General features: G+C 51.9%; 19 protein-coding genes. 12 read left to right on the top strand and 7 right to left on the bottom strand.

The features are described 5' to 3' along the window. From COO59_RS18445 to COO59_RS18470, 5 genes are all read left to right on the top strand, one after another. On the top strand, positions 1-332 hold a 332-nt coding region (locus tag COO59_RS18445; RefSeq protein ID WP_276308280.1), incomplete at its 5' end, for a flagellin. Between the two features lie 185 nt (positions 333-517). After that, positions 518-4,045, top strand: coding sequence for a glycosyltransferase (locus COO59_RS18455; RefSeq protein ID WP_103061186.1), 3,528 nt, complete (start codon positions 518-520; stop codon positions 4,043-4,045). 210 nt (positions 4,046-4,255) lie between these two features. Then, positions 4,256-5,386 carry a DegT/DnrJ/EryC1/StrS family aminotransferase gene (locus COO59_RS18460; RefSeq protein ID WP_103061187.1) on the top strand — a complete coding sequence of 377 codons (1,131 nt, stop codon included), beginning with the start codon at positions 4,256-4,258 and terminating at the stop codon, positions 5,384-5,386. Next, positions 5,386-6,468, top strand: coding sequence for an ATP-grasp domain-containing protein (locus tag COO59_RS18465; protein ID WP_103061188.1), 1,083 nt, complete (start codon positions 5,386-5,388; stop codon positions 6,466-6,468). Before COO59_RS18460 ends, COO59_RS18465 begins: the two co-directional genes overlap by 1 nt. A gap of 48 nt (positions 6,469-6,516) precedes the next feature. Further along, the gene (locus COO59_RS18470) at positions 6,517-7,302 is read left to right on the top strand and encodes a class I SAM-dependent methyltransferase (RefSeq protein WP_103061189.1); all 786 of its coding nucleotides are present in this window, start codon (positions 6,517-6,519) and stop codon (positions 7,300-7,302) included. A gap of 243 nt (positions 7,303-7,545) precedes the next feature. Here COO59_RS18470 and glgX read toward each other — a convergent pair whose 3' ends face one another. The 6 genes from glgX to rfbA all read right to left on the bottom strand — a co-directional run bounded on the left by glgX (position 7,546) and on the right by rfbA (position 16,509). Then, a complete protein-coding gene (glgX, locus tag COO59_RS18475) occupies positions 7,546-9,621 on the bottom strand; it encodes a glycogen debranching protein GlgX (protein WP_103061190.1) in 2,076 nt (691 codons plus the stop codon). Positions 9,622-9,690: 69 nt separating this feature from the next. Next, on the bottom strand, positions 9,691-12,225 hold the full coding sequence (gene treY / locus COO59_RS18480) for a malto-oligosyltrehalose synthase (RefSeq protein WP_103061191.1): 2,535 nt from the start codon (positions 12,223-12,225) through the stop codon (positions 9,691-9,693). Beyond that, entirely contained in the window at positions 12,222-14,009 is a 1,788-nt protein-coding gene (gene treZ / locus COO59_RS18485) for a malto-oligosyltrehalose trehalohydrolase (RefSeq protein ID WP_103061192.1), read from the bottom strand. Before treZ ends, treY begins: the two co-directional genes overlap by 4 nt. A gap of 258 nt (positions 14,010-14,267) precedes the next feature. Then, positions 14,268-15,110: a dTDP-4-dehydrorhamnose reductase gene (gene rfbD / locus COO59_RS18490; RefSeq protein ID WP_103061193.1), complete on the bottom strand. Its 843-nt coding sequence runs from the start codon at positions 15,108-15,110 to the stop codon at positions 14,268-14,270. After that, complete coding sequence (gene rfbC, locus COO59_RS18495) at positions 15,095-15,643, bottom strand: dTDP-4-dehydrorhamnose 3,5-epimerase (protein WP_103061194.1); 549 nt, start codon at positions 15,641-15,643, stop codon at positions 15,095-15,097. Before rfbC ends, rfbD begins: the two co-directional genes overlap by 16 nt. Further along, positions 15,640-16,509 carry a glucose-1-phosphate thymidylyltransferase RfbA gene (gene rfbA / locus COO59_RS18500; RefSeq protein ID WP_103061195.1) on the bottom strand — a complete coding sequence of 290 codons (870 nt, stop codon included), beginning with the start codon at positions 16,507-16,509 and terminating at the stop codon, positions 15,640-15,642. The genes rfbC and rfbA overlap by 4 nt, the downstream gene beginning before the upstream one ends. A 426-nt stretch (positions 16,510-16,935) precedes the next feature. Here rfbA and COO59_RS18505 point away from each other — a divergent pair, with 426 nt between their 5' ends. The 7 genes from COO59_RS18505 (at position 16,936) to COO59_RS18535 (ending at position 23,117) form a co-directional block, all read left to right on the top strand. Further along, positions 16,936-17,658 carry an RNA polymerase sigma factor FliA gene (locus COO59_RS18505; protein WP_103061196.1) on the top strand — a complete coding sequence of 241 codons (723 nt, stop codon included), beginning with the start codon at positions 16,936-16,938 and terminating at the stop codon, positions 17,656-17,658. A 45-nt stretch (positions 17,659-17,703) separates the two neighbouring features. Continuing rightward, positions 17,704-18,207: a flagella biosynthesis regulatory protein FliZ gene (gene fliZ, locus COO59_RS18510; RefSeq protein WP_103061197.1), complete on the top strand. Its 504-nt coding sequence runs from the start codon at positions 17,704-17,706 to the stop codon at positions 18,205-18,207. A gap of 148 nt (positions 18,208-18,355) precedes the next feature. Further along, on the top strand, positions 18,356-19,342 hold the full coding sequence (locus COO59_RS18515; protein WP_103061198.1) for a D-cysteine desulfhydrase: 987 nt from the start codon (positions 18,356-18,358) through the stop codon (positions 19,340-19,342). 257 nt (positions 19,343-19,599) lie between these two features. Next, complete coding sequence (gene tcyJ / locus COO59_RS18520) at positions 19,600-20,400, top strand: cystine ABC transporter substrate-binding protein (RefSeq protein ID WP_103061199.1); 801 nt, start codon at positions 19,600-19,602, stop codon at positions 20,398-20,400. After that, positions 20,400-21,068: a cystine ABC transporter permease gene (gene tcyL / locus COO59_RS18525; RefSeq protein ID WP_103061200.1), complete on the top strand. Its 669-nt coding sequence runs from the start codon at positions 20,400-20,402 to the stop codon at positions 21,066-21,068. Before tcyJ ends, tcyL begins: the two co-directional genes overlap by 1 nt. Then, complete coding sequence (tcyN, locus tag COO59_RS18530; RefSeq protein WP_103061201.1) at positions 21,065-21,817, top strand: L-cystine ABC transporter ATP-binding protein TcyN; 753 nt, start codon at positions 21,065-21,067, stop codon at positions 21,815-21,817. The genes tcyL and tcyN overlap by 4 nt, the downstream gene beginning before the upstream one ends. Positions 21,818-22,043: 226 nt before the next feature. Beyond that, positions 22,044-23,117, top strand: a complete 1,074-nt coding sequence (locus COO59_RS18535) for an acyltransferase family protein (RefSeq protein ID WP_103061202.1) — start codon at positions 22,044-22,046, stop codon at positions 23,115-23,117. 111 nt (positions 23,118-23,228) lie between these two features. Here COO59_RS18535 and COO59_RS18540 read toward each other — a convergent pair whose 3' ends face one another. Further along, complete coding sequence (locus COO59_RS18540; RefSeq protein ID WP_103061203.1) at positions 23,229-24,224, bottom strand: Rpn family recombination-promoting nuclease/putative transposase; 996 nt, start codon at positions 24,222-24,224, stop codon at positions 23,229-23,231. Positions 24,225-24,292 lie beyond the last annotated feature (68 nt).

Here is a 24,292-nt window from a genome sequence, read left to right on the forward strand (position 1 = left end):
TAGGTTTTGACGTACTGAAAGGTAAAGTGACCGGCGGCGCAAGCGGCGCTGCTTCAGGCTCTACGCCGCTGGCAGATATCGATGCGGCGATCAAATCTGTTGACAACCAGCGCAGCCTGCTGGGTGCATCTCAGAACCGTTTTGAGTCCACCATCACCAACCTGAACAACACGGTGAACAACCTGTCTGCAGCCCGCAGCCGTATTCAGGATTCTGATTACGCGACGGAAGTGTCCAACATGTCCCGCGCGCAGATCCTGCAGCAGGCTGGCAGCTCCGTACTGGCTCAGGCTAACCAGGTTCCGCAGACCATGCTGTCCCTGCTGCGTTAATCGTTTACCGCTTACGCACAAAAACGCCCTCCTTGCGAGGGCGTTTTTTTTTTGCTAAAAAGCAGGATTGAGCCTTTTTTTGCATGATATTACCGCGATTGCTTTTAGAAGGAGCGGATAAAGTAAAGCAGTAAATAAAATATGGCTGATGTGTCATCAGCAGCGTGCAAAAGAGGAGCATCAGCATGGCTGGGCAGGTTGTTGTTAGTATTATTATTCCGGCTTATAAAAGTACCTGGTTCGAAGTCGCTCTTCGCAGCGCTATTGAGCAAGATTATCCCCACTGCGAAATCATTATTGGCGACGACAGCCCTTTAAATGAAATCGAGCGTATCGTAGATAAACTCAGGACTCAGTCTTCCTTTCCGATCTTTTATCGTCGCAACACGCCTGCCCAGGGTGAAATGAATAATATCACCACCTCACTTGAGCAAGCGCGCGGCGAGTTCATTAAATTTCTTTATGACGATGACTTACTGAAACCAAACTGCATTAGCGCGTTGGTTGAAGCCATCAATCGGCATCCAGACATTATTATGGCGACTTCACGTCGTGATCTGATTGATGCAGCAGGAAAGCATCGCCCTGACTTTTTAGCGACTGTTCCGCCCGTGAGTCAAGACAGCGTATTATATGGACCAGATTTAGCAAGATTTCAGGCCGATCAGATTATTAACTTTGTTGGCGAGCCCAGTACTGTTCTGATACGCACTGCTGTTTTGCATGATTTGCTTGCTACAGGTGAGAAATTGCCGGCCCTTATCGGAGAGGATATGCCTTTCCTGGGCGATCTTGCTCTCTATACGAAAGTGCTTCGTCATGGACACCTTGCTTACCTTTGTCAGTCGCTTTCCCAGTTCCGTATTTCTCGTACCCAGGTAAGCCAGCAGGCGCGTGATGATGACTCTGTGGCCTGCGTAACTCATCGAAAATATCCAGAATTTGTTAGACAGTTGGGCTGGTATAACGACGTACTCAAACCGGGACATATGCGAGTTGCTCCTCTGGTCGCGCCAACCAGCTTCACTGAGCAAGATATTGCCAGTGAACTGAATAATGGCTTGACCGACAGTCATTTTAAAGAATGGTTTGCGCAACGCTGCATGCTGCCTGTTCAGGATAAACTGATTGAAGACTGGTTTTCAGGTCACGGTAAAAGCACTCTTTGCACGCTCTTTATTGATGTCCGCACCAGTGATGAAGCGAGCTGGCGTAAAACATGGCAAAGTTTGCCGATAAAAGTTGCGGGATTGAGTTGGCAAATTATTGCTTTGGTCGACGTAAAAGCTGATTTTATTCCGGTCGATATAGAGCAAATTTCTATAAATCAATCACAAGGCATCGCTGTGCTGAATGAAAGGATGGCAGAGCTGCAAAGCGATTGGATATTGTTAGTTGACAGCGGCTGTGAACTACTCCCTTCAGGTATTGCTGCATTAGCTACCGGACTGAGCAATGCAACAGGCTGCCACGCTATTTTTGCGGATGAGATTTACCCGCTCAACGGGAAATTTATTGGTGCCTCTTTCCGCCCAGATTTTAACCTGGATCTGTTTTTAAGCTACCCGGCACAAATGGCCCATCACTGGCTGTTGCGACGTGAATGGCTGGTCCAGACCGGAGGATTTAATCCTTCTTACAGCGTTGCCTTTGAGTTTGAAGCACTGGTTCGTCTGATTGAGAATCAGGGTTTTTCCTCCATTGGCCATTTACCGGAGCCTTTGGTCGCTAACGTCCATGCTTTAACGGGGAACGCAGAAGAATTACAAGTACTCAAAGCGCATTTATCCCGCCGTGGTTATACCAATGGGGAGGTTGATGCCACTGCTCATGGCCCGTATCGGATAAAATACCAGCATGCAGAAACGCCGCTGGTAACTATCGTTGTGCTGGCACGTGAATTAATTAATCTAATCGCTTGTATTACCTCTCTGTTAGAGAAAACAACGTACTTAAACTATGAATTGTTAATCGTCGCCGATGATACTGCAGATTCTGGCAGAAAGAATTGGTTAGACAACGTTAAAGAGATCGATCCGCAACGGATTAAAGTCGTTAAATTTTCAGGGGCTTGGCAGCGGGCAGCAATGATTAACGTAGCCGCAGATAATGCGCAAGGGGATTATTTGCTATTTTTACATGGCGATATTGCTGTGATAAACCCTGACTGGCTTAATAATATGCTGAACCATGCGCTACGTCCTGAAGTGGGAATTGTCGGCGCTAAGCAAATTCATGCCAATAATTTAATTCGACACGCAGGCTATATTCTTGGAATCAACGGCGTTGCCAGCGAGCCCTTTTATGGCATGGATGACAAACTGACTGGCCACATGAGTCGCCTGCAGGCGGATCAAAACTACTCCGCAGTTTCCGGTGATTTTATGCTGGTGCGTAAAGAAATCTTTAGTGCCGTGGGCGGGTTTGATACCGATTTAGAACATTTTGATGATATAGATTTTTGTTTACGGGTGCGTCAACTGGGCCTGTTAACAGTGTGGACCCCTTATGTTCGTGGGCTGCGTCAGCCAGCCAAAAACGAAGCGCAGGATTGCGCGCTGGAAAATAATAAAGCATTACGTGAGCAGAGCGAAGCCGTTATGTTTGAACGTTGGCTACCGATAATCAGCCAGGATCCGGCTTATAACGTTAACCTTACTTTATCAAATATAAATTTTAATATTGGGGCCGATAGTCAATTAAGCTGGCGGCCGCTTTCCTGGCATCCGTTACCGGTAGTGATGCCGCATATGGCGGATATGGCTGGCTGTGGCTACTACCGTATTATTAAGCCTTTTGAAGCGATGCAAAAAGCGGGGCTGGTTGACGGTAAACTTTCGGCAAATATGCTGGGCCTTCCCGAGTTGGAACGTTATAAGCCAGACTCAATGATCATCCAGCGCCGTATCGGTCCTGAATTTCATGAGTGGATGCATAAAATAAGCAAATTTAACAAATCATTTAAGGTCTATGAACTTGATGACTATTTGCCTAATATCCCGTTGAAAAATCACCATCGGTCGCAGTTCGGTAATGACGTTTTAAAAATGATCCGTCGTAGCCTAAGTTTTATGGATCGCTTTGTGGTTTCTACAGAACCGTTGGCAGAGGTCTTCACTAATTATCATCATGACATTGTGGTGATGCCAAACCGCCTCTCTGAAGACTGGTGGGGCAACTTGCAAAGCTTGCGTAATCAAGGCAAGAAGCCGCGCGTCGGTTGGGCTGGCGGATCCAGCCATACGGGCGATCTGGAAATGATCGCGGATGTGATTAAAGAATTCGCTAATGATGTTGAGTGGGTTTTCTTTGGTATGTGTCCAGCGAAGCTGCGCCCTTACGTACATGAATTCCATACAGGGGTAGATATAGAAGCTTATCCAGCGAAACTGGCTTCTCTTAACCTGGATCTGGCATTGGCACCCGTTGAAGATAATCTTTTTAACGCCTGTAAGAGCAATCTGCGCCTACTGGAGTATGGTGCCTGTGGCATACCGGTAATTTGTAGCGATATGCCCTGTTATCGCGGAAGTTTGCCAGTCACCCGCGTACGCAACAGATTTAAGGATTGGCGTGACGCCATTAGAATGCATCTTAACGATCCTGATGCCAGTGCCCGGATGGGGCAAGAACTAAGGCAGGTTTTGCGACAAGACTGGATGTTAAATGGTGACAACCTTGCCCGTTGGTCAAAGGCCTGGATACCTGGTTAACGTTTAACCGCAATTCACGATGCGGCTGACAGATAGTCTGTCACGTTGTACGAGCTAGTACCGCCGCAGCTACACTTGTTGTAGCTGCGGATACAGAGAAGCAATAGCCAGAATAAAATAGCTATTATCTGCTTTCTGGAGTGATTGACTTAGCGAATGCTAAGTAAACTGGGTTGAATAGCTCAGGCTTAAAGTAGGGTAAGATGCAAAATGAAAAATAATCAAACGTTAGTGACCAGTCCTTTACTTCCTCCGTTAGAAGAGTTTATACCCTACCTTGAAAATATCTGGCAGAGCCGCCGGTTAACTAATGGTGGCCCCTTTCATGAACGTCTGGAAAAAGAACTAGCCGATTACCTTGGTGTAAAATATTTGAGCCTGTTTGCCAACGGAACGCTTGCCTTAATGACGGCCTTACAGGCACTGGATATCAAAGGCGAAGTGATCACTACACCTTATTCCTTTGTCGCGACGTCGCATTCTCTGTTATGGAATAATATCAAGCCGATTTTTATTGATATCGATCCTGCAACAGGAAATCTCAACCCTGAGTTAATTGAACGTGCAATTACTGCTGAAACATCGGCGATTTTACCGGTCCACTGCTATGGTATACCCTGTGATTATAATAATATTAAAAAAGTAGCAGATAAGCATAATCTCAAAGTTATTTATGATGCGGCGCACTGCTTCGCTGTCCGTAACCACGGAGAGAGCATACTGCAGTATGGCGACCTGTCAATATTAAGTTTTCATGCGACAAAAGTTTTTAATACTTTTGAAGGCGGAGCAATTATCTGTCCGGATTCGGAAACTAAAAAAAGGATAGACTATCTGAAAAACTTCGGCTTCGCTGATGAGGTAACCGTTGTTGCGCCCGGAATTAATGGAAAAATGAATGAATTCCAGGCGGCATTTGGTCTGTTACAGATAAAACATCTTGATGCGGCAATTGAAGAAAGAAAGAAGATTTATCAACGTTACGTGGCTGAGCTAATAGGTATTCCGGGGGTCTCTCTTTTAACTATTCCCGACACTGTGGACTGGAATTACTCGTATTGTCCAATTTTCATTAATGAACAGATATTCCCTGTCAGCAGAGATGAACTTTATGCTTGCTTCCGTGAAAAGAATATATTTGTACGGCGTTATTTTTACCCGCTTATTCCCGAGTTTCCTATGTATTTTAACGAGGCAGACAATATTATCGAAACTATGCCAAATGCCTGGAATACATCGCGTTCAGTACTCTGCCTGCCCATTTACCCCGGATTAACAGAAGAGCAACTCGCTGAGGTTGTAGGGATTATTACTAGTTTTATACAAATAAGAGTAGCCTGATGGATCGTTTTGTTATTTTTTCGGGAGCTAACGAACGGGCAATTATCGCAGCATGCCGTTATTTTACCCGGCATAAACAGATGTTCTCGATTATTGCACGTCCTGATGCAGATAAAATCAAGCTGACATCTTTTAAAAAAAATATCGCCTGCACGCGTAGCTGCGCGACGCTGGATGTGTCAGATTTATTGCGTCATATCGCTGTATTAAAACACTGCTATCCTGGCGAACGATTGATTTATCTGCCGACAGCAGAATCCATTAACCGTATCCTGCTGGCATATCGAAAGCAGTTCGAACAGGCAGGGCTTGATGTCGGTCTGGTGGACGAAGCGTTATATATGCTGATCTCTGATAAGTTTAGTTTCCAGGCCTGTGCTGCCAGTAATGGTATAGCTACGCCGGGAATTATTGCTGATCCGAACAACGCCTCGTTCCCTTTTGTAGCAAAGCCGAAACAGGAATTTTCTTCCGTTCATGGCAACAAGATATATCCATATCTGATCTTTACGCCTCAGGATTATAACCGGTTTATTGTCAGTGAAGTAAAAGACGACTTTTTTTTTCAGCAATATATTAGCGGACAAAGTTTTTATTATCTGATGTTTTTTCCCGATAATGGCCAACCGGTAGTGGCTTATCAAAAAAATCTGTTACAGCAAAGCGGTGGAAAATCAATAATTTATGCCGAAGCGTGTGGCTGTCCTGATAAAAAATTTGAAATAAAGTTAATAAATATGTTAGAAACACTTAAATTCCGTGGGTTTATTATGGTTGAAGTGATTAAAAATAATGATTCTACTGTCATTATCGAAGCTAATCCTCGTCTATGGGGACCTTATGAATTAGCTATCAAACAAGGTCTGACGCCTGATTTATTAATCACTGATCGGCCTTCAATTAAGGAAGCCTCTATCAGGAAAGGTTATCTCTGGTTAAATGGCTTATTGTTGACGTTGACGAAAGCGGAAAAACCCAAGTGCTATGGAATCAAATTTTTGATTTTATGGGGTATTTTAAAAATACATTTAACGATATCCATTTCCATTTCGACAGCCTGGCAGTTTATCGTACTGAACTGAAGCAGGTTTTTACTAATATTGTCCAATTAATTACAGGCTGGTGCCGTCATGTCTTCACAAAAAAATAATTTAATGTACGAACTAGAAGCCTACCTGAATGTTGAGCATCAGGCGGGAAAACATACGGTTTATCAAAAAATTGCCCGTAGCGTGCTTAATGTAATTCGCGATCCGCGTATCCAGACGGCAGTTCGCTATGAAGAAGAACGCTTCGACTATATTAAAAAGTTTGTTTCATTAAACGATGCGAGCGTTATCGATATTGGTTGTAACTTGGGTTATTTTGCTTTTTCCTCTCTGGAAGAGGGGGCTCAGCAGGTTACCTGTTACGAGGGTTATAAATATCATGCGGAATTTGTTGAAAAAGCTGCCATCTTGACCGATGTGCAGGAAAAATTAATAGTGAAGGCAGAGTATTATGATTTTAGTGTAGATAAAATGCGTTATGACGTGGCTTTTCTCCTGAACGTGCTACATCACGTTGGTGATGATTACGGCGATAAAAATACAACCTGTGATAACGCTAAAAAGCTGATTGCCCAACAAATAAATAATATGGCAACAATAGCGCAAACTCTGGTTTTTCAGTTAGGCTTTAACTGGCGTGGCGATAAAAAATTACCTTTATTTGCAAAAGGCTTAAAGGACGAAGTCATTGACTTTGTAAGCCAAGTTACGCAGCAGTGCTGGGAAATAAAAGCCATTGGCATTGCTGTAAAAAATAGCATGGGTAGAATAGAATATCGCGAATTGGATGATAATAACCGATGCAGAGAGGATACGCTGGGTGAGTTTTTAAACCGTCCTTTGTTTATTATGGAAAGGAAAGACTAATCTATTAATGCTTTTCTTTTAATTTTTCATAGCAGAGCAAAGGTATAACTTTTTGACCATCTGATATTGCGCATCATAAATAAACACGCGACTTGATAAAGTATTATTGCAAAGGAATGGCCAAGTTTTATCTACATCACGGTGGGCTTATGCATTTTATTGTTTATTAATGAAATTCGAGCGAAAAAAACATTTACAAATGGCGGGTTAAACCGCCATTTGCTCGTTTTATCGCCAGCACCCTTACGGCCTTCTGAACAGCACAATGCTGCGGCCTTCCAGTTCAAAATCTCTTTCACGCGTAATCACCAGGCCGCGCCGGTCGGTATCGGAAGTAGAGAGCTCAAGCACCCAACCGCCTTCGCCGAACTGGGGAATACGGAACGGCACATGGCCTTCAAACGGGTTGAGCAAAATCAGGACATCGTGCCAGATGCCTTCTTCCTGCTGCAGATCCGGGCGGCCGATATAGACGCCCAGCGTCGATCCTTCATCCCACTGTTCAGGCTGCTGGAAGCCGCCGCCAGCGTTAAACCACTTAATATCCATGCCGTCGCGCCAGCTCTCGCGGCGCAGCAGCGGCTGCTTCGCACGCAGCGCGATAATATGGCGGGTAAACTCACGCAGCGCGTCAGCGCTTGCCGGTAGATTGTCCCAGTGAACCCAGGAGATCTCGCTGTCCTGACAGTAGCCATTATTGTTGCCCATCTGGCTGCGGCCAAACTCGTCGCCGGCCAACAGCATCGGCGTGCCGTGAGAAAAGAACAGGGTGGCAAGGAAATTGCGCTTCTGGCGTTCGCGCACCGCATTGATGCCCGCGTCGTCGGTCGGCCCTTCGACACCGTAGTTATAAGAGCGGTTATCGTTATGACCGTCGTTATTATCCTCGCCGTTGTCGTCGTTGTGCTTCTCGTTGTACGAAACCAAATCGTTCAGCGTAAAGCCGTCATGGGCGGTAATAAAGTTGACGCTGGCCCAGGGACGACGCCCCCGAAGATCGTAAAGATCGCCGGAGCCGAGCAGGCGGGCAGCGAAATCGGTCGAGACGTTGTCACCTTTCCAGTATTCGCGCACCGTATCGCGGTATTTGTCGTTCCACTCGGCCCAGCCAGGCGGGAAACCGCCGACCTGATAGCCGCCCGGACCAATATCCCAGGGTTCGCCAATCAGCTTCAGCTTAGACAATACCGGATCCTGCATTACCGCATCGAAAAAGCCGCCGCGCTGATCAAAGCCTTCCGGCTCGCGGCCAAGAATGGTGCCAAGATCGAAGCGAAAGCCGTCAATATGCATCGTTTCCGCCCAGTAGCGCAGCGAGTCCATCACCAGCTGCAGCACACGAGGATGCGAGGTATTAACGGTATTGCCGGTGCCGGTATCGTTGATGTAATAGCGGTGCTGATCGGGCAGGGTACGGTAATAGGAAAAATTATCAATACCCTTGAAAGAGAGGGTCGGGCCCAGCTCGTTACCTTCTGCCGTATGGTTGTACACCACGTCCAGAATCACCTCGATCCCGGCATCGTGGAAGGCACGCACCATATCGCGGAACCCCTGAATACCTTGCGGGCCATAGTAGCGCGAGGCGGGTGCGAAGAAGGCTAACGAATTGTAACCCCAGAAATTTTTCAGATCCTTATCGAGCAGATGCTGATCGTCCGGGAACCAGTGAACCGGCAGCAGCTCCACCGACGTAATGCCGAGGCTTTTAATATAATCAACGGAGGCCTTGTGGCCCATCCCTTCGAAGGTGCCGCGCAGTTCGTCGGGCAGGGCGGAATTAAGCTGCGTAAAACCCTTTACGTGGGTCTCATAAATCACGGTATTGGGCCAGGAAACCGTGGGCCGATTATTATCCTGCCAGTCAAATTCACCCGGATCGATCACCCGGCACTTCGGCGTAAACGGCCCGCTGTCGCGCGTATCGAAGGTCAGATCCTTATCTTCGTGCAGCAGATCGTAAGCGAAATGCGCTTCATTCCACTCTATATTGCCAGCCAGCTCCCGCGCATAAGGATCGATTAACAGTTTATTGGGGTTAAAGCGGTGACCGTTTTCCGGGTCGTAAGGGCCGTGGACGCGATAACCGTAGAGCGCGCCCGGCTTCAGGCCTGGTACATAGCCATGCCAAATTTCATGGGTATATTCCGGCAGATCCAGCCGGGCAATTTCTGTCTGGCCGCTCGGATCGTAAAGGCACAGCTCGACGCGCTCGGCATGCGCGGAGAAGATGGCGAAGTTGACGCCGTCGCCATCGTAGTTGGCGCCAAGAAGATGGCTGGATCCCGCCGTGATTTCAAAAGGCTTACCGTTTGACATACATCTCTCTCCATTGAAAGATAACTTTTAAGCACAACAGCAATTTATAACGTTTTTATTTAGCTAAAATCATGCACTTACCAGTATGACAGACGAGCTGCAGGCCACCGACTCCAGGCTGTAGCGGTCGGTTAGCGAGATAATTTCTCCACTAAGTATGTCACGGTAACGGCGGTTGGCGAGCCGCTCTGCCAGGGCGATTTCCGTTTCCAGCCAGCGCTGCGGCTGCGGCTGGGCCAGGCTGCCATCAAGCGCGCTAAAAACCAGGCGCGGAGCGATAACGATCAGCGCGTCGTCGCCTGCCACCCGTGCGAAAGCGATGACGTTCTCTGCCCGCTGGCCGCTGGCGGCGAGCGGCAGATAATCGCCCTGGCGAAACAGCGTGGGGTTCTGCTGACGCATATGCAGCAGTCGCGCAATAACATGCTGCTTTAGCCGACCGCTTAGCCAGCTTTCTTCCGTTGCGGACTCCGGCGTTTCGTGTCCATGCAGCATCGCGTCGAGCGCGACGAAATCGGGCTCGCGGCGGTTATCGGGATCAACAAGGCTGAAGTTCAGCGCTTCGCTGCCCTGATATATATCCGGCACGCCCGGCGCGGTCAGCTTGATGATGGTTTGGGTGAGGCTGTTGACCAGACCGGCGCGAATAAACGGCTGCAGCGCGTCGCTAAAGTCCTGCAGAAAAGCCTGATTAGCCGGTGTGAGCAGGTGACGCACATAGTCGAGCACCGCCTTTTCATAGGCATCGTTGCTGTCGGCCCAGTCGGTGCGCAGCTTCGCTTCCCGCAGCGCCTTTTCGACAAAAGGAAGGAAGCGCTCTTCCAGCGCCTGCAGTCCCGCCTCATCCTGCGGATGCAGCGTCGGCGGCCAGACGCCGGCCAGCGCCTGATAAAGCATCCATTCGACGGCCGGTTTGGGAGCCGGGCCATCTTCCAGCACGCTGACGTTAGCGCGGTTCATCTGTCGCCAGCGGGCAACGCATTCGGCCCAGCGCTCCGGCGCTTCGGTAAGCGTATACAGCCGGGCGCGGGCATCTTCGCCGCGTTTGGTATCGTGGGTTGAGGTGCCGGAAAGCGCATCGGGCTGCCGTTCCAGCCGCGTTTTCATCTCGCTGTGGAAGCGATCGAGCGAGAAGGCGCGCGGGATTGGCTCCGCTCCCACTTCGTTCAGCGCCAGCTCCATGTTTTGCCGGAAAAACAGCGTATCTTCGACCGATTTCGCCATCAGCGGGCCCGTTAGCTGCTGGAAGCGGATGCGGAAAGCGGTCGCTTTATCGCCAGCCTCCGGCGATATTTCGCCGCTCAAAATACGGGTCAGAAAATCAAGCGCCTCAGGCGCGGGCGCGTTGGCGCTGGTTCTCACTTTTTCCGCCACCCGTTGTAGCATCTCGCTGCTTTGTGCAGGCAGTCCTGCTGCTGTACCGTAGGTGCGATAGACTGGAAAAGCGATCAACAGCTCGCGCAGGGCCGCGCGCACGGCCTGCTCTTCCAGCGCCACGTTATCGGTGCTGGCGATGCCCATCGCCAGATGCAGCAGGGTAGAGAATTCTCCGGCAAAGTTTCTGTCCGTCATCAGCAGCTTGGCCGCGCGCAGCTCGGCAGCCATATTGACCGGCTTACCCGTCACGTCATCATAGGCTTTACGCAGCAGGCGGATATTCTCGCCGTCCACCAGCACATCGGAGAGCGATTCGATAAACTCATAGCCGGTGGTGCCGGAAATCGGCCAGTCCGCCGGGATCTGCTCATCTTTGCCGAGAATTTTTTCAACCGTAATATAGCAATCCGGCCCCGCCTGCTGGCGCAAACGCTCAAGATAGGCTTTCGGATCGGCCAGCCCGTCCACGTGGTCTACCCGCAGCCCGTCAACCGCGCCGGAATGAACCAGTTCAAGAATGAGCCGGTGCGTATCATCAAAAACGGCGGGGTCTTCAACGCGGACGCCTACCAGCCCGGTGATCTCAAAGAAGCGACGATAGGAGAGATCGTGCGGCGCATCGCGCCACGACATAAGGCGCCAGGGCTGACGTTCATGCAGTTTGGCGATCTCCGCCTTATCGGTAAGCCGCAGCACCTCTTCTTCGCGGCCCTGCCAGGTTTCCGGGGCCAGCGGATAAAAGCTTTCATAGTAGGCTAACGCAGGTTTACCGGTTTTCGGATCGGCCCTGACGCTTATCTCGCCGTTTTCCAGGGCGGCTTCAAAGGTATCCCCCAGGAAGGGCAGCGTCAGGCGGCGCGACCAGTTAATGTCGAAATGGCGGGCGTAGCGGCTGTTTGCGCCGTGCTCAATAACATCGCGCCACCACGCATTTTCCAGCGAGGCGGCCATATGGTTCGGCACAATATCCAGAATCAGCCCCAGCCCGGCCTCCTGCAGGGCCCTGACCATCCGGTCGAAGCCTGCGCGTCCGCCAGAAATGGGATCGATCTCGTTAGCGTCGGTGACGTCGTAGCCGTGGGTTGAGTCAGATGGCGCGGTAAAGATCGGCGAGGCATACAGATGGCTGATGCCGAGCCGCTGCAGATAGGGCACCAGACCAGCGACACGATCGAAAGTCATGCCGTTGCGAAACTGAATACGATAGGTAGCGGTCGGGATCTTCACTTTGCATCTCCTGAAGCAAGGCGGACGATAATCGAGTTCTGCGGCAGCTCCGCTGACGCCTGCGGCCAGGCAAAGAGAGTTTCACCTGGCAGGTCGGGAAGCGGCTGGGCGGCTGCGCCAATATTAAACGCCAGCGACAGCGTACCGGCCGGGAAAGTCCAGCTCACGGCAACGAAGCCTGCTGCCGTCTTAAGCACTTTGCCCGCGTTGCCGCCCGCGCAGGCCAGCAACGGCACGATATGCTGCTGGCGCAGCGCTAACAGTTCACGGGTCAGCGCCAGCCACGCTTTACCCGGCTCGCTTTCCAGCTTCCGCCAGTCAAGCTTCGAGGCGGCAAAGGTGGTTTTGGCGTTGGGATCGGGCACGCTTTCATCTGCATGATCCGCGTGTCCCGCGAATTCCCTGGCGCGGCCTTCGCGCACCGCTTTAGCGAGATCGCCATGAAAATCGGTGAAAAACAGGAAAGGGTTGGTCTCGCCATATTCTTCTCCCATAAACAGCAGCGGAATATGCGGCGAGAGCAGCAGCGTGGCGAACATCACTTTAGTGCGTTCAACGCCGGCCAGCTCAATCAGCCTTTCGCCCTGAGCGCGGTTGCCGACCTGATCGTGGTTCTGGATAAAATCCACGAAGGCAACCGGCGGCTGGCTGCTGCTTTTAACGCCGCGCGGCTTGCCCGTCTGCGGAGAAACTTCGCCCTGATAAGCGAAACCTTCCGCCAGTATCCGCGCCACGCGTTTTTCCGGCTCGCTGGCAAAATCCTGGTAGTAGGCGTGCGTCTCGCCGGTAGCCAGCACATGAACGGCATTATGAAAATCATCATTCCATTCGCCGGTGAACAGCGGCACGGAGCCATCCTGTTCGCGCGGATGCAGAAAGATAACGTTGCGGCTGTCTTCGGTGGTCAGATGGACTGGTCGGTCGGTAATCCCGGCGCGAATGCGCTCGGCAATCTCAATCAGCACATGCTTTTCAGAAATATCTTCGATTTGATCGATGGCATCGAAGCGCAGGCCGTCAAGGTTGAACTCTTTCAGCCAGTAGAGCGGCGCCTCGACGATGTAACGCCGGGCGGCATCAATGTCATAGGCGATAGCGGCACCCCAGGGCGTCATCCGCTCCTGATGAAAGAACGCTGGCGCCAGCAGCGGCAGATAGTTGCCTTCCGGGCCGAAATGGTTAAGGACAATATCCAGCACCACCGAAAGCCCATGACTATGGGCGGCATCGACAAAAGCTTTAAAATCTTCCGGCGTGCCATACGCTGAGTGCGGCGCGTAAAGCAGCACGCCGTCATAACCCCAGCCTCGGTTGCCGCCGAATTGCGCAACGGGCAGCACTTCGATCATGGTGATACCGAGTTCGGCCAGCCGCGGCAGCTGTTCAATGGCGGCCTGGAACGTACCCTGCGGCGTAAAGGTGCCGATATGCATCTCGTAGACCACGGATTCTTCCCACGCCCGGCCCTGCCATGCGCTGTTTTGCCAGGCGTAACGGGTGGGATCGATAACCAGAGAAGGGCCGTTAACATCCGTTTTTTGAGCGCGGGAAGCGGGGTCCGGCACCACCATGCCATCGGCAAGGACGAAATTATATTCCGCGCCAGGGGCGACATCGGTTGTCAGCAGTTCGAACCAGCCGTCGTCGCCGGCATTCATCGTGCGGTCTGCGCCGTTGATCCGCAGGGCTATCGTCTGCTGGCCGGGTGCCCAAAGACGAAAACGAACGGTACCGGCGGCCTCATATTCGGCGCCCCAACTTTTATGAAATGATTTTGACTCCATTCATTTTCCTCGCTTAACGCAGAAACGACTAATGGACGGCATGTGGTTTTGTTCGGTGACGCAAGCTGCAGTAGCTTAAATACACAGAACAATCATAGTCTATGCAGCGAGAGTTGATGTGCGGCGATAGCGGAACGGCGCGTCAGCTATTTTTAACGATGATTTTTTTCGGGAAGCGCGGGTGAAGGGCAAGCCAGCAGCGATGACTGCTGGCTTTTATGAGGTATCCGGCGGGAAATGTCTTTATTGCTCCGCCTTTCAGGCTGACAGTACCGTTTCCAGCGCTTTATCCCAGCAGGAAGCCTGATGCGCTGTTCTTTCGCTTGCCATTACCGAGTTAACCGGACGGCACGCCTGTTGTTTCCAGCTTGCCGCAGAGATGGGGCAGACCTCAACCGAGCGCAGCGCAGGATATTCGTCGCTAAAGACGCTGAATATCGTCAGGGCGAATTCATACCAACTGACCGCCTTATCACCGCAGTAATGATAAATCCCCGCCGCGTTCGCATCGGCGGCTAAGGTAATCATCGCCTGCGCCAGATCGCCCGCATAGGTTGGACAGCCGCGCTGATCGTTCACCACGCGAATGGTTTGCTGCGTTTGCGCCAGGCGCAGCATGGTTTTGACAAAATTATTACCATATTCGCTAAATACCCATGAGGTACGCACGATAATGGCGCGCGGCAGCATTGCCTGCACACGTTTTTCGCCTTCCCATTTGCTTAAGCCATAAAAGTTAACCGGGCAGGGCGCGTCGCTTTCGACATAGGGCGTCGGTTTCATGCCGTCAAAAACATAATCGGTAGAAATATGGATCAGCTGAGCGCCGGTATCACGCGCTGCGCGCGCCAGGTTTTCCGGGCCGATGGCGTTGACTTTCATGGCGCGGATGCGATCGGTCTCCGCCTTATCTACCGCCGTGTAGGCGGCGGCATTCATAATCACCTGGGGACGAAACCGGCGCACAATGCGATCTACCGCCGCCCGGTTGGTAATATCCAGCTCGGCTGAACCGCAGGCCAGCAACACCCAGTCGGCAGGAAAGCGATCCAGCAGGCTCCGGCCCAGCTGGCCGTAAGCGCCGGTTAACAATACGCGCATGGCAACAACTCCGTAAGAGGCAAACCTTTTTTATCTTTTTCCGACAGCAGCGGATCTTTCACCGGCCAGTCAATATTTATACAGGGGTCATTCCACAGCAGACAGGCTTCATCCTGTGGGTTGTAGTAATCGGTACACTTATATTCAAAATCCGCCAGGTCAGAAAGCACCAAAAAACCGTGCGCCAGACCGGGCGGGATCCAGAGCTGCCTCTTATTTTCTTCCGAAAGGATAACGCCTTCCCACTGGCCAAAGGTGGGTGACGCGGGACGAATATCCACGGCGACGTCAAAGACTTCGCCGCGCACCACGCGCACCAGCTTGCCCTGCGGCTGCGTTTTTTGAAAATGCAGGCCGCGCAGGACGTTTTTGCCGGAACGAGAATAGTTGTCCTGCACAAACTCCAGCTTAATATCCAGCAGCTGCTGGTAGCGTTTTTTCTCGAAGGTTTCAAGAAAGAAGCCGCGCGCATCGCCATAGACGGCGGGCTGAATAATTTTTACATCGCAAATACGCGTATTGATTACCTTCATGCTTCCACCAGCAACTGATGCAGATAGGATCCGTACTGGGTTTTGTTGAGATAGTTTGCCCGTTCGTGCAGCTGGCCGGCGCTCAGCCAGCCTTTACGCCAGGCAATCTCTTCCAGACAGGCGACTTTAAAGCCCTGACGTTTTTCAATGGTGTGAATAAAATGCGACGCTTCAAGCAGGCTGTCATGGGTGCCGGTATCCAGCCAGGCGAAGCCGCGCCCCAGTACTTCTACCGTCAGCAGGCCATCTTCCAGGTACATTTGATTAAGCGTGGTGATTTCCAGCTCGCCGCGCTCGGAGGGCTTCACCTGCTTCGCCATCGCGCAGACCTGCCGGTCATAAAAATAGAGGCCGGTCACCGCATAGTTGGATTTGGGCTGAGCCGGTTTCTCTTCCAGCGAGATCGCCTGAAACTGTTGGTTAAACTCCACCACGCCAAAGCGTTCCGGGTCCATTACCTGATAGCCGAACACCGTCGCGCCGCTGTCGCGCGCGCTCACCTCTTCCAGCTTTTTAGCGAAGCTCTGCCCAAAGAAGATATTGTCGCCCAGCACCAACGCGCAGCCTTCGCCGGCGAGAAAATCCTCACCGATGATAAACGCCTGCGCCAGCCCTTCGGGTTTCGGCTGGACGGCAAACTGCAGCTGAATACCGAAACGACTGCCATCGCCCAGCAGCCGCCGGAAGGCCGGTAAATCTTCCGGCGTGGTGATCACCAGGATCTCCTGAATGCCCGCCAGCATCAGTACAGAAAGCGGATAATAAATCATCGGCTTGTCATACACCGGCAGCAGCTGTTTGGATACGCCGCAGGTTACCGGATGTAGGCGGGAGCCCGTGCCGCCAGCGAGTACGATACCTTTCATACAGAGTCTCGATATAACAATATGCAGGGAGCTGTCCCCAGGAATGAGATAAAGATTACGCCTCAGATCCGACGAGTAATGGCGCAAATAAGAGGGCAAAGCGGGGGCTTTATTACGGATAACCTACGGGCGGGAAAGATTTTAGGGCGGCGCTACAGAAAAGTAACAGCCTGCCGATAATAATGGCAAACCCGCCTCTTTTCCCTGATTAACTCATGGCGCTTTTCCGGCGTGTTTATGCGCGTCCATTATATAATTAGCTAAGGCCGTCTCTTTTAATAAAAGTGTGATCTCATCGGTATCGTATCGGTAGTGGTTACACACATTTTCTAAATAACCCGCCTTTTTTATCCCTATTCCACCAATCGATCGCCCTACAGAATCGGATAATCATGCCGATAACGTAACTAACGCAGGGTAGTCAAAGTGAACGATCTCTATACCGCTAATGGCGTGATGGACAAACATTCGCTGTGGCAGCGATATGTACCGCTGGTGCGCCATGAGGCGCTGCGCCTGCAGGTACGGCTGCCCGCGAGTGTTGAGCTGGATGATTTGCTGCAGGCCGGAGGTATCGGGCTGCTGAATGCCGTGGAGCGCTATGACGCGCTACAGGGCACCGCCTTTACCACCTATGCCGTACAGCGCATTCGTGGAGCCATGCTGGATGAGTTGCGCAGCCGTGACTGGGCGCCGCGCAGCGTGCGACGCAACGCGCGCGAAGTTGCGTCCGCGATGCATCAGTGTGAACAGGCGCTGGGGCGTGCCGCATCCGAGCAGGAAGTCGCCAGACAGCTAAATGTTTCGCTGGAAGAGTATCGGCAGATCCTGCTGGATACCAACAACAGCCAACTTTTCTCCTATGACGAATATCGTGAAGAGCATGGCGATAGTGCGGAACTGGTGACGGAAGGACATGAAGATGCCAATCCGCTGCACCAGCTGATGGAAGGGAACCTGCGTGAACGCGTCATTGAAGCTATCGAGGCCTTGCCCGAGCGCGAAAAAATGGTGCTGACACTGTATTACCAGGAAGAGTTGAACCTGAAAGAGATTGGCGCGGTATTGGAGGTGGGGGAATCCCGCGTCAGCCAGCTGCACAGTCAGGCGATTAAACGCCTGCGCGCCCGATTAACGGGAGCGCGCTGACAGCGTCAGCTCTCGCTTTCGAGACATATAATCGGGGGTCTCCTCATGGGAACCAAACTAAAAACGAGGCCATTAAGCCGTTATCTTAAAGATTTTAAACACAGCCAAAGTAATTGTTCACACTGCGGAAAAGTACTCGACAGGATGGCGTTGGTTTTTCGCGGTCAGATCATTAATAAAGAAGCCATATCCCGGATGGACCAGCCGATCGACGATCAGGTCTGGCTTAAATTACAAAACGAACTGACCGCTCTGTGCCGGTTTTGCAGTGATATTTATTGCAATACCCACCCCAATTATTTTGACATTATGGCGTTTAAACAATACCTGTTTGAGCAGACGGAAATGAGCCACAGCACGATACGCGAATATGTGGTTCGTCTGCGTCGCCTGGATGGCATGCTGTCGGCGAAAAATTACCCGGCAGAGAAATTACGCGGCGGAAGCTGGCATGAATGTCTGGAAAAAGATTTACCGGATGCCGGCAATAATAATTACCGTATCGCACTGCGCAAATATGACCAGTTTTTAGGTTGGCAGCGTAATTAAGCGCCCGGCACGGGTGGAATTTCATCCGTGTCGCGCTGATTTTTCCAGCAGCTAAGCGCGCCTGCGCTTTATCCCACGCACTGACCGTAGATCCCCGACAGATCTTCTGCAACACTGTAGCTACAATTCTGTGCGCGTGGAGGCTGCCTTGTCCCTGTCTAATCTGATCCAATTCCCCCGTCTTGAACTGGTTGGCGCCCCGACGCCGCTGGAGCATTTGCCACGTCTTTCCGACTACCTTGGCCGTGATATTTTTATCAAGCGTGATGATATTACGCCGCTGGCGCTGGGGGGAAACAAGCTGCGCAAGCTGGAGTTTCTGGCGGCGGATGCGCTGCGCGAAGGGGCGGACGTGTTAATCACCGCCGGGGCGATCCAGTCAAACCACGTACGTCAAACCGCTGCGGTAGCGGCAAAGCTGGGCCTGAAATGCTTCGCCCTGCTGGAAAATCCGATTCAAACCCAGGCGGAAAACTATCTCGGCAACGGCAACCGGATGCTGCTCGATTTGATGGGTTGCGAAGTTGAGCTGGTGGATGCGCTGCATGCGCCCGCGCAGCAGCTGGAGGAGCTGCGTATTCGTCTGGAAGCGCAGGGCTTTCGCCCGTATGTAGTGCCGGTTGGCGGCTCAAACGCGCTGGGCGCGCTGGGCTATGTGGAGTGCGCGCAGGAGATCGCTCATCAAAGCGAAGGGGTGGTAGATTTCGCCGCGGTGGTGGTGGCCTCCGGCAGTGCGGGCACGCATGCAGGCCTGGCGACAGGATTAGAATATTTACTGCCGGAAACGGAGCTGGTTGGCGTGACAGTGTCACGTAAAGTCGCCGATCAGCTGCCGCTGGTCAGCGGACTACAGCAGCAGGTCGCCAGCCTGCTGGAGACCCGCTGCAGCGCGCCGATTACGCTTTGGGACGACTATTTCGCTCCGCGCTACGGCACGCCCAATGAAGAGGGCATGGAAGCGGTTAAGCTGCTGGCGCGGCTGGAAGGCATTATTCTCGATCCGGTTTATACCGGCAAAGCGATGGCGGGATTAATCGATGGGATTAGCCAGCAGCGTTTCCAGCGTGAAGGGCCGCTGCTGTTTGTGCATACCGGCGGCGCACCGGCGTTATTTGCTTATTATCCTTCTGTCTAAGCGCGAAAAACGAAAAAGGTTTATACCCGTCATACTTCAAGCTGTATCTTTGTTGGCTATCTCGCTCACCCGCATCACTTACTTGTGTAAGCTCATCGGGATCCAATCGGTTGCCGCCGCGATGCAGCTTGAATTATTTAGGGTATATAATCATTCTGTTTAATGATCTTTGCTTTTTGGTAACAAGGCCGGACTATTCGGCTTTGCTTTTTAAATAAAAGCGATTTGCACACAATTCAACAATAAACGGGGTAAATATGATTTTTTCTCAGGTACGTCGTCAGCTGGTACTGGGCGTGATGGCCGTGGCGCTGGTCGCCGGGGTTAACGTAAAAACATTCGCGGCGGAAAACCTGCTGAACAAGGTTAAAGAGCGCGGCAGTCTGCTGGTGGGTCTGGAAGGCACCTATCCGCCGTTTAGCTTCCAGGATGAAAACGGCCAGCTGACCGGCTTTGAAGTGGAGTTTGCCCAGGCGCTGGCTGAGCATCTCGGCGTTAAGGCGAGCCTGAAGCCGACCAAATGGGATGGCATGCTGGCGTCGCTTGATTCCAAACGTATTGATGTGGTGATTAACCAGGTCACCATTTCCGACGAACGTAAGAAAAAATATGACTTCTCCACGCCCTATACCGTTTCCGGTATCCAGGCGCTGACCCGTAAAGATAAAGAAGGCACCATTAACAGCGCGCAGGATCTGGCGAACAAAAAAGTCGGCGTCGGCCTTGGCACCAACTACGAGCAGTGGCTGCGTGAGAATGTGAAGAATGTGGATATTCGCACCTACGATGACGATCCGACTAAATATCAGGATCTGCGCTCTGGCCGCGTTGACGCGATTCTGGTTGACCGCCTGGCCGCCCTCGACCTGGTGAAGAAAACCGGTAATACCATGGCGGTAGCGGGCCCGGCATTCTCGCGTCAGGAAGCGGGCGTGGCGCTGCGTAAAGGCAATGAAGATATGCTGAACGCGATTAACCAGGCGATTGCCGCCATGCAGAAAGATGGCACGCTGAATAAGATTTCACAAAAATGGTTCGGCGCGGACGTTACTAAATAATGCAAGAAAGTATCCAACTGGTGCTGGATTCAGCACCTTTTTTATTAAAGGGCGCGGTCTTCACGCTGCAGCTCAGCATCGGCGGCATGTTCTTCGGCCTGGCGCTGGGCTTTATCCTTGCGCTGATGCGCCTCTCTTCCTTCTGGCCGATTAACTGGCTGGCGCGCATTTACGTTTCTGTCTTTCGCGGCACGCCGCTGATTGCTCAGCTGTTTATGATCTATTACGGTCTGCCGCAGTTTGGTATTGAGCTCGATCCTGTTCCGTCGGCGATGATTGGCCTGTCGTTAAATACCGCCGCCTACGCCTCTGAATCGCTGCGCGGCGCGATTGCCGCTATTGAGCGCGGCCAGTGGGAAGCGGCGGCCAGCATCGGGATGACGCGTTGGCAAACGCTGCGTCGCGTGGTGCTGCCGCAGGCGGCGCGTACCGCTCTGCCGCCGCTGGGCAACAGCTTTATCAGCCTGGTGAAAGATACCTCGCTGGCCGCCACCATTCAGGTGCCGGAGCTGTTCCGCCAGGCGCAGCTGATCACCTCACGCACGCTGGAGGTTTTCACCATGTATTTGGCGGCGTCGCTGATTTACTGGGTGATGGCAACGGTGCTGTCGGCGCTGCAAAACCGCCTGGAAGATTATGTTAACCGTCAGGATCGGGAGGACAAATGAGCGCCATTGAAGTCAGCAAACTGGTAAAACAGTTTAACGGACAGACGGTGCTGCACGGCATCGATCTTGAGGTCGCCTCCGGGGAAGTGGTGGCGATTATCGGCCCCAGCGGCTCAGGTAAAACCACGCTGCTGCGCAGCATTAATCTGCTGGAGGTGCCCGACAGCGGCACCATTAAAGTGGGCGGCATTGAAATCGATGCCGCACTGCCGGTCAGCAAACAGAAAGAGCGCGTACGCCAGCTGCGTCAGCAGGTAGGCTTTGTGTTCCAGAGCTTTAATTTATTTCCGCATCGCTCGGTGCTGGAAAATATTATTGAAGGTCCGGTCATCGTTAAGGGTGAACCAAAAGCCGAAGCGATCGCCCGCGCCCGCGCGCTACTGGAAAAGGTGGGTTTGCACGGCAAAGAGCAAAGCTATCCGCGTCGCCTTTCCGGCGGGCAGCAGCAGCGCGTAGCGATTGCGCGCGCGCTGGCGATGCGTCCTGAGGTGATCCTGTTTGATGAGCCAACCTCTGCGCTCGATCCTGAACTGGTTGGCGAGGTACTCAATACCATCCGCTCGCTGGCGGAAGAGAAACGCACTATGGTCATCGTCACGCATGAGATGAGCTTTGCGCGTGACGTGGCCGATCGCGCTATTTTTATGGATCAGGGGCGCATCGTGGAGCAGGGACCGGCAAAAGAGCTGTTTGCGCATCCTCAACAGGCGCGTACCCGTCAGTTTCTGGAGAAGTTTCTCAGCCAATAGCTGGTCTGGTCGACACCGGGATACTCTTAAATATATCTACCTGACGGGCAGTCAAATTAGCTGACTGCCCGTTTTTTATTGTCTCAATTGCTCTTTGGCTATTATTCATCAGGGCCGCTTATTTTTTTTAAGATAAAAGCTACAGCGATTATATTCACGCCTCGTTAATAATGCAGGCTGGCTATTCCGCCTTTTTACTTCCGTCAACTTAGCGGGAATCACAGCAATGAGCGATAAAAAAAGCAATGAAATTCAGTGGGTCAATACGCTAAAAGGCGGCTGCATCCTGCTGGTGGTACTTTATCATGTGGTGTTGCCTGGATTTGAAGGCACGCTGAAACATCTGACGGCAGGCGGCTTACTGGCCCACCTGTGGGTGGGGTTTAATACCGTGCTGTCACCGTTGCGTATGCCAGCCTTCTTTTTTGTATCCGGCATGCTGGCCGCGCGGGCAATTAATGACAAGCCGTGGAAAAAGGTATTTACCAGTCGGGTAACTAATCTTTTTTATCTTTATATTCTCTGGGGCGTTATTCAGTGGTTTTCTATTTACGGCATCTCCTCTGAAATAACCCATCACCGTATTTCCAGCAATATTAACTCCTCGTATGCTGAATCGCCGCAGGAGTTCGTTTCCCTGATGCTGCTGGCGATGAGCAGTTCCTGGTATCTTTATGCGCTGGGTCTGTTCTTCCTGTTCGCCAAACTGTTCCGCCAACAGCGTCTGCCGCTAGTGATTGCTGCAGTGCTGTTAAATTACGCGGCGGTGGAAAAAATGATGCCTGGCTGGGGCCCGGAAAGTCTCTCGCAATATTTTATCTATTTTATTATGGGATCTTTCTGGAGCGCGCAGGTTATCCATCTGAGCGAATGGCGCAGAAGCAACCTGCTGCCGTGGCTGGGACTGGCGCTGCTGGCCGGAGCGCATCTGCTGCTGGGTTTGCAGAAAAACCTGTTCCTCTGCATCCTGGCCATTCTGGCCTGTATCGCGCTGTGCCGCACGTTAAACGCTCATTTTCGTATGACGTGGATGAACTGGCTCGGTAAAAATACGCTGCAAATTTACGTGCTGCACCGCATCTTTATTGAATATTTCGGCATGACGGCAATCCTGTTCGCGCTTGACCATCACCTGTTTAACTCCGCGCTGTTCTCGATTCTGTGGGCGATGGGCTTTCCCATTGGCATGGTGGCGCTCTGTTCATTCTGTTCGATAGTGGTGTGGAAGCTGCTGAATAAAGGGGTGGGGAAAACGTTGTTTATCTATCCGCGCCTGCTGCGCATGAAGTTCGACGTATAACAGAAAGCCACCCAATCCGTAAGGGCGGGGCGTCAGGCTTTGACGCAAGGTAAGAGGCTGCTGCCAACGTGCATCGGTAACAGTAGCCTCTTCTGAATCAGAAGCGGCGTATCAGTGATGAATTTGCGCCAGTTGGTCTTCAGAAAGACCGGTCATTTTCATCACGACACTGTGATCGATACCGTTCTGTAACATATTACGGGCAATCTTCAGCGCTTCTTCCTTGCGTCCCTTCTCAATACCGCGCAGCTCACCCAGTTCGAGTCCTTTCTCCATGCCTTTCTCCATGCCTTTCTCCATGCCTTTCTCCATGCCTTTTTCCATGCCTTTCTGTTCAAGCTGCTGTGCGATGGTCATCAGTGCGTCCTCGTGTTGTGGCACCCGCCGTGCCAGTTTGCGTACAAAGGCCTCTGCGTCTGAAGTTTCGCCTGCCTGTAAAAGATAGTTTATCAATGAAATCAATTGTTGTCCTGTCATGGGCTCCATTATCAAAAGAATGGCGAGCCGCTCCAGCTGCTCAGCCAGATCACGCTGATGAATATGTTTTTGCAGTAGCGTTAGTGCCGCCATACGGCGATGCTGCATGATGTCGTCATCCGCAATTACCGTCACATCCACCAGGGGAAAATCACTGCTATAAAGCTTGCCAGCCAGCGCGGGATCGTCAAACTCGTGTAGCCAGTTAGTGGAATAGGGGTAGGGGCTGCGTTTGCCGGTATAAAACAGCAACGGGATAACCAGAGGTAATGCAACGTGGCCCGCATCCAGGTGGCGCTGCATGGCCGCCACCGCGTAGCGTAGTAGACGAAAGGCCATATGCCGATCCGGGGTGCTTTGATGCTCAATCAGTACGTATATGTAACCCTCACCCGCCGTCGTTTTCAGGCTGTAGAGCACGTCGCTGAAATATGAGCGCAGGTTTTCTTCAATAAAGCTACCGGACTCCAGCTTTAGTGTTTGAAGATCGCAGAGTGATAATAGATCGGCTGGCAGATGCAGCCTGATAAAATCCCGGGCGGTATCGGGATGCGTGAGAAACTGCTTGAATGCTGCATCGTGCGGCGTTGGGGTAAATTGTTCTCTACTTTTTTCTTCCTGGTCAGTCATGGCGCGCTCCGTTGCTTATGTATCCACCTTCAGCGAGGGGATCATCGTCCAGACGTCAGCATAAAAAT

The sequence above is a fragment of the Mixta theicola genome (assembly GCF_002895925.1).
Classification (GTDB): Bacteria; Pseudomonadota; Gammaproteobacteria; order Enterobacterales; family Enterobacteriaceae; genus Mixta; species Mixta theicola.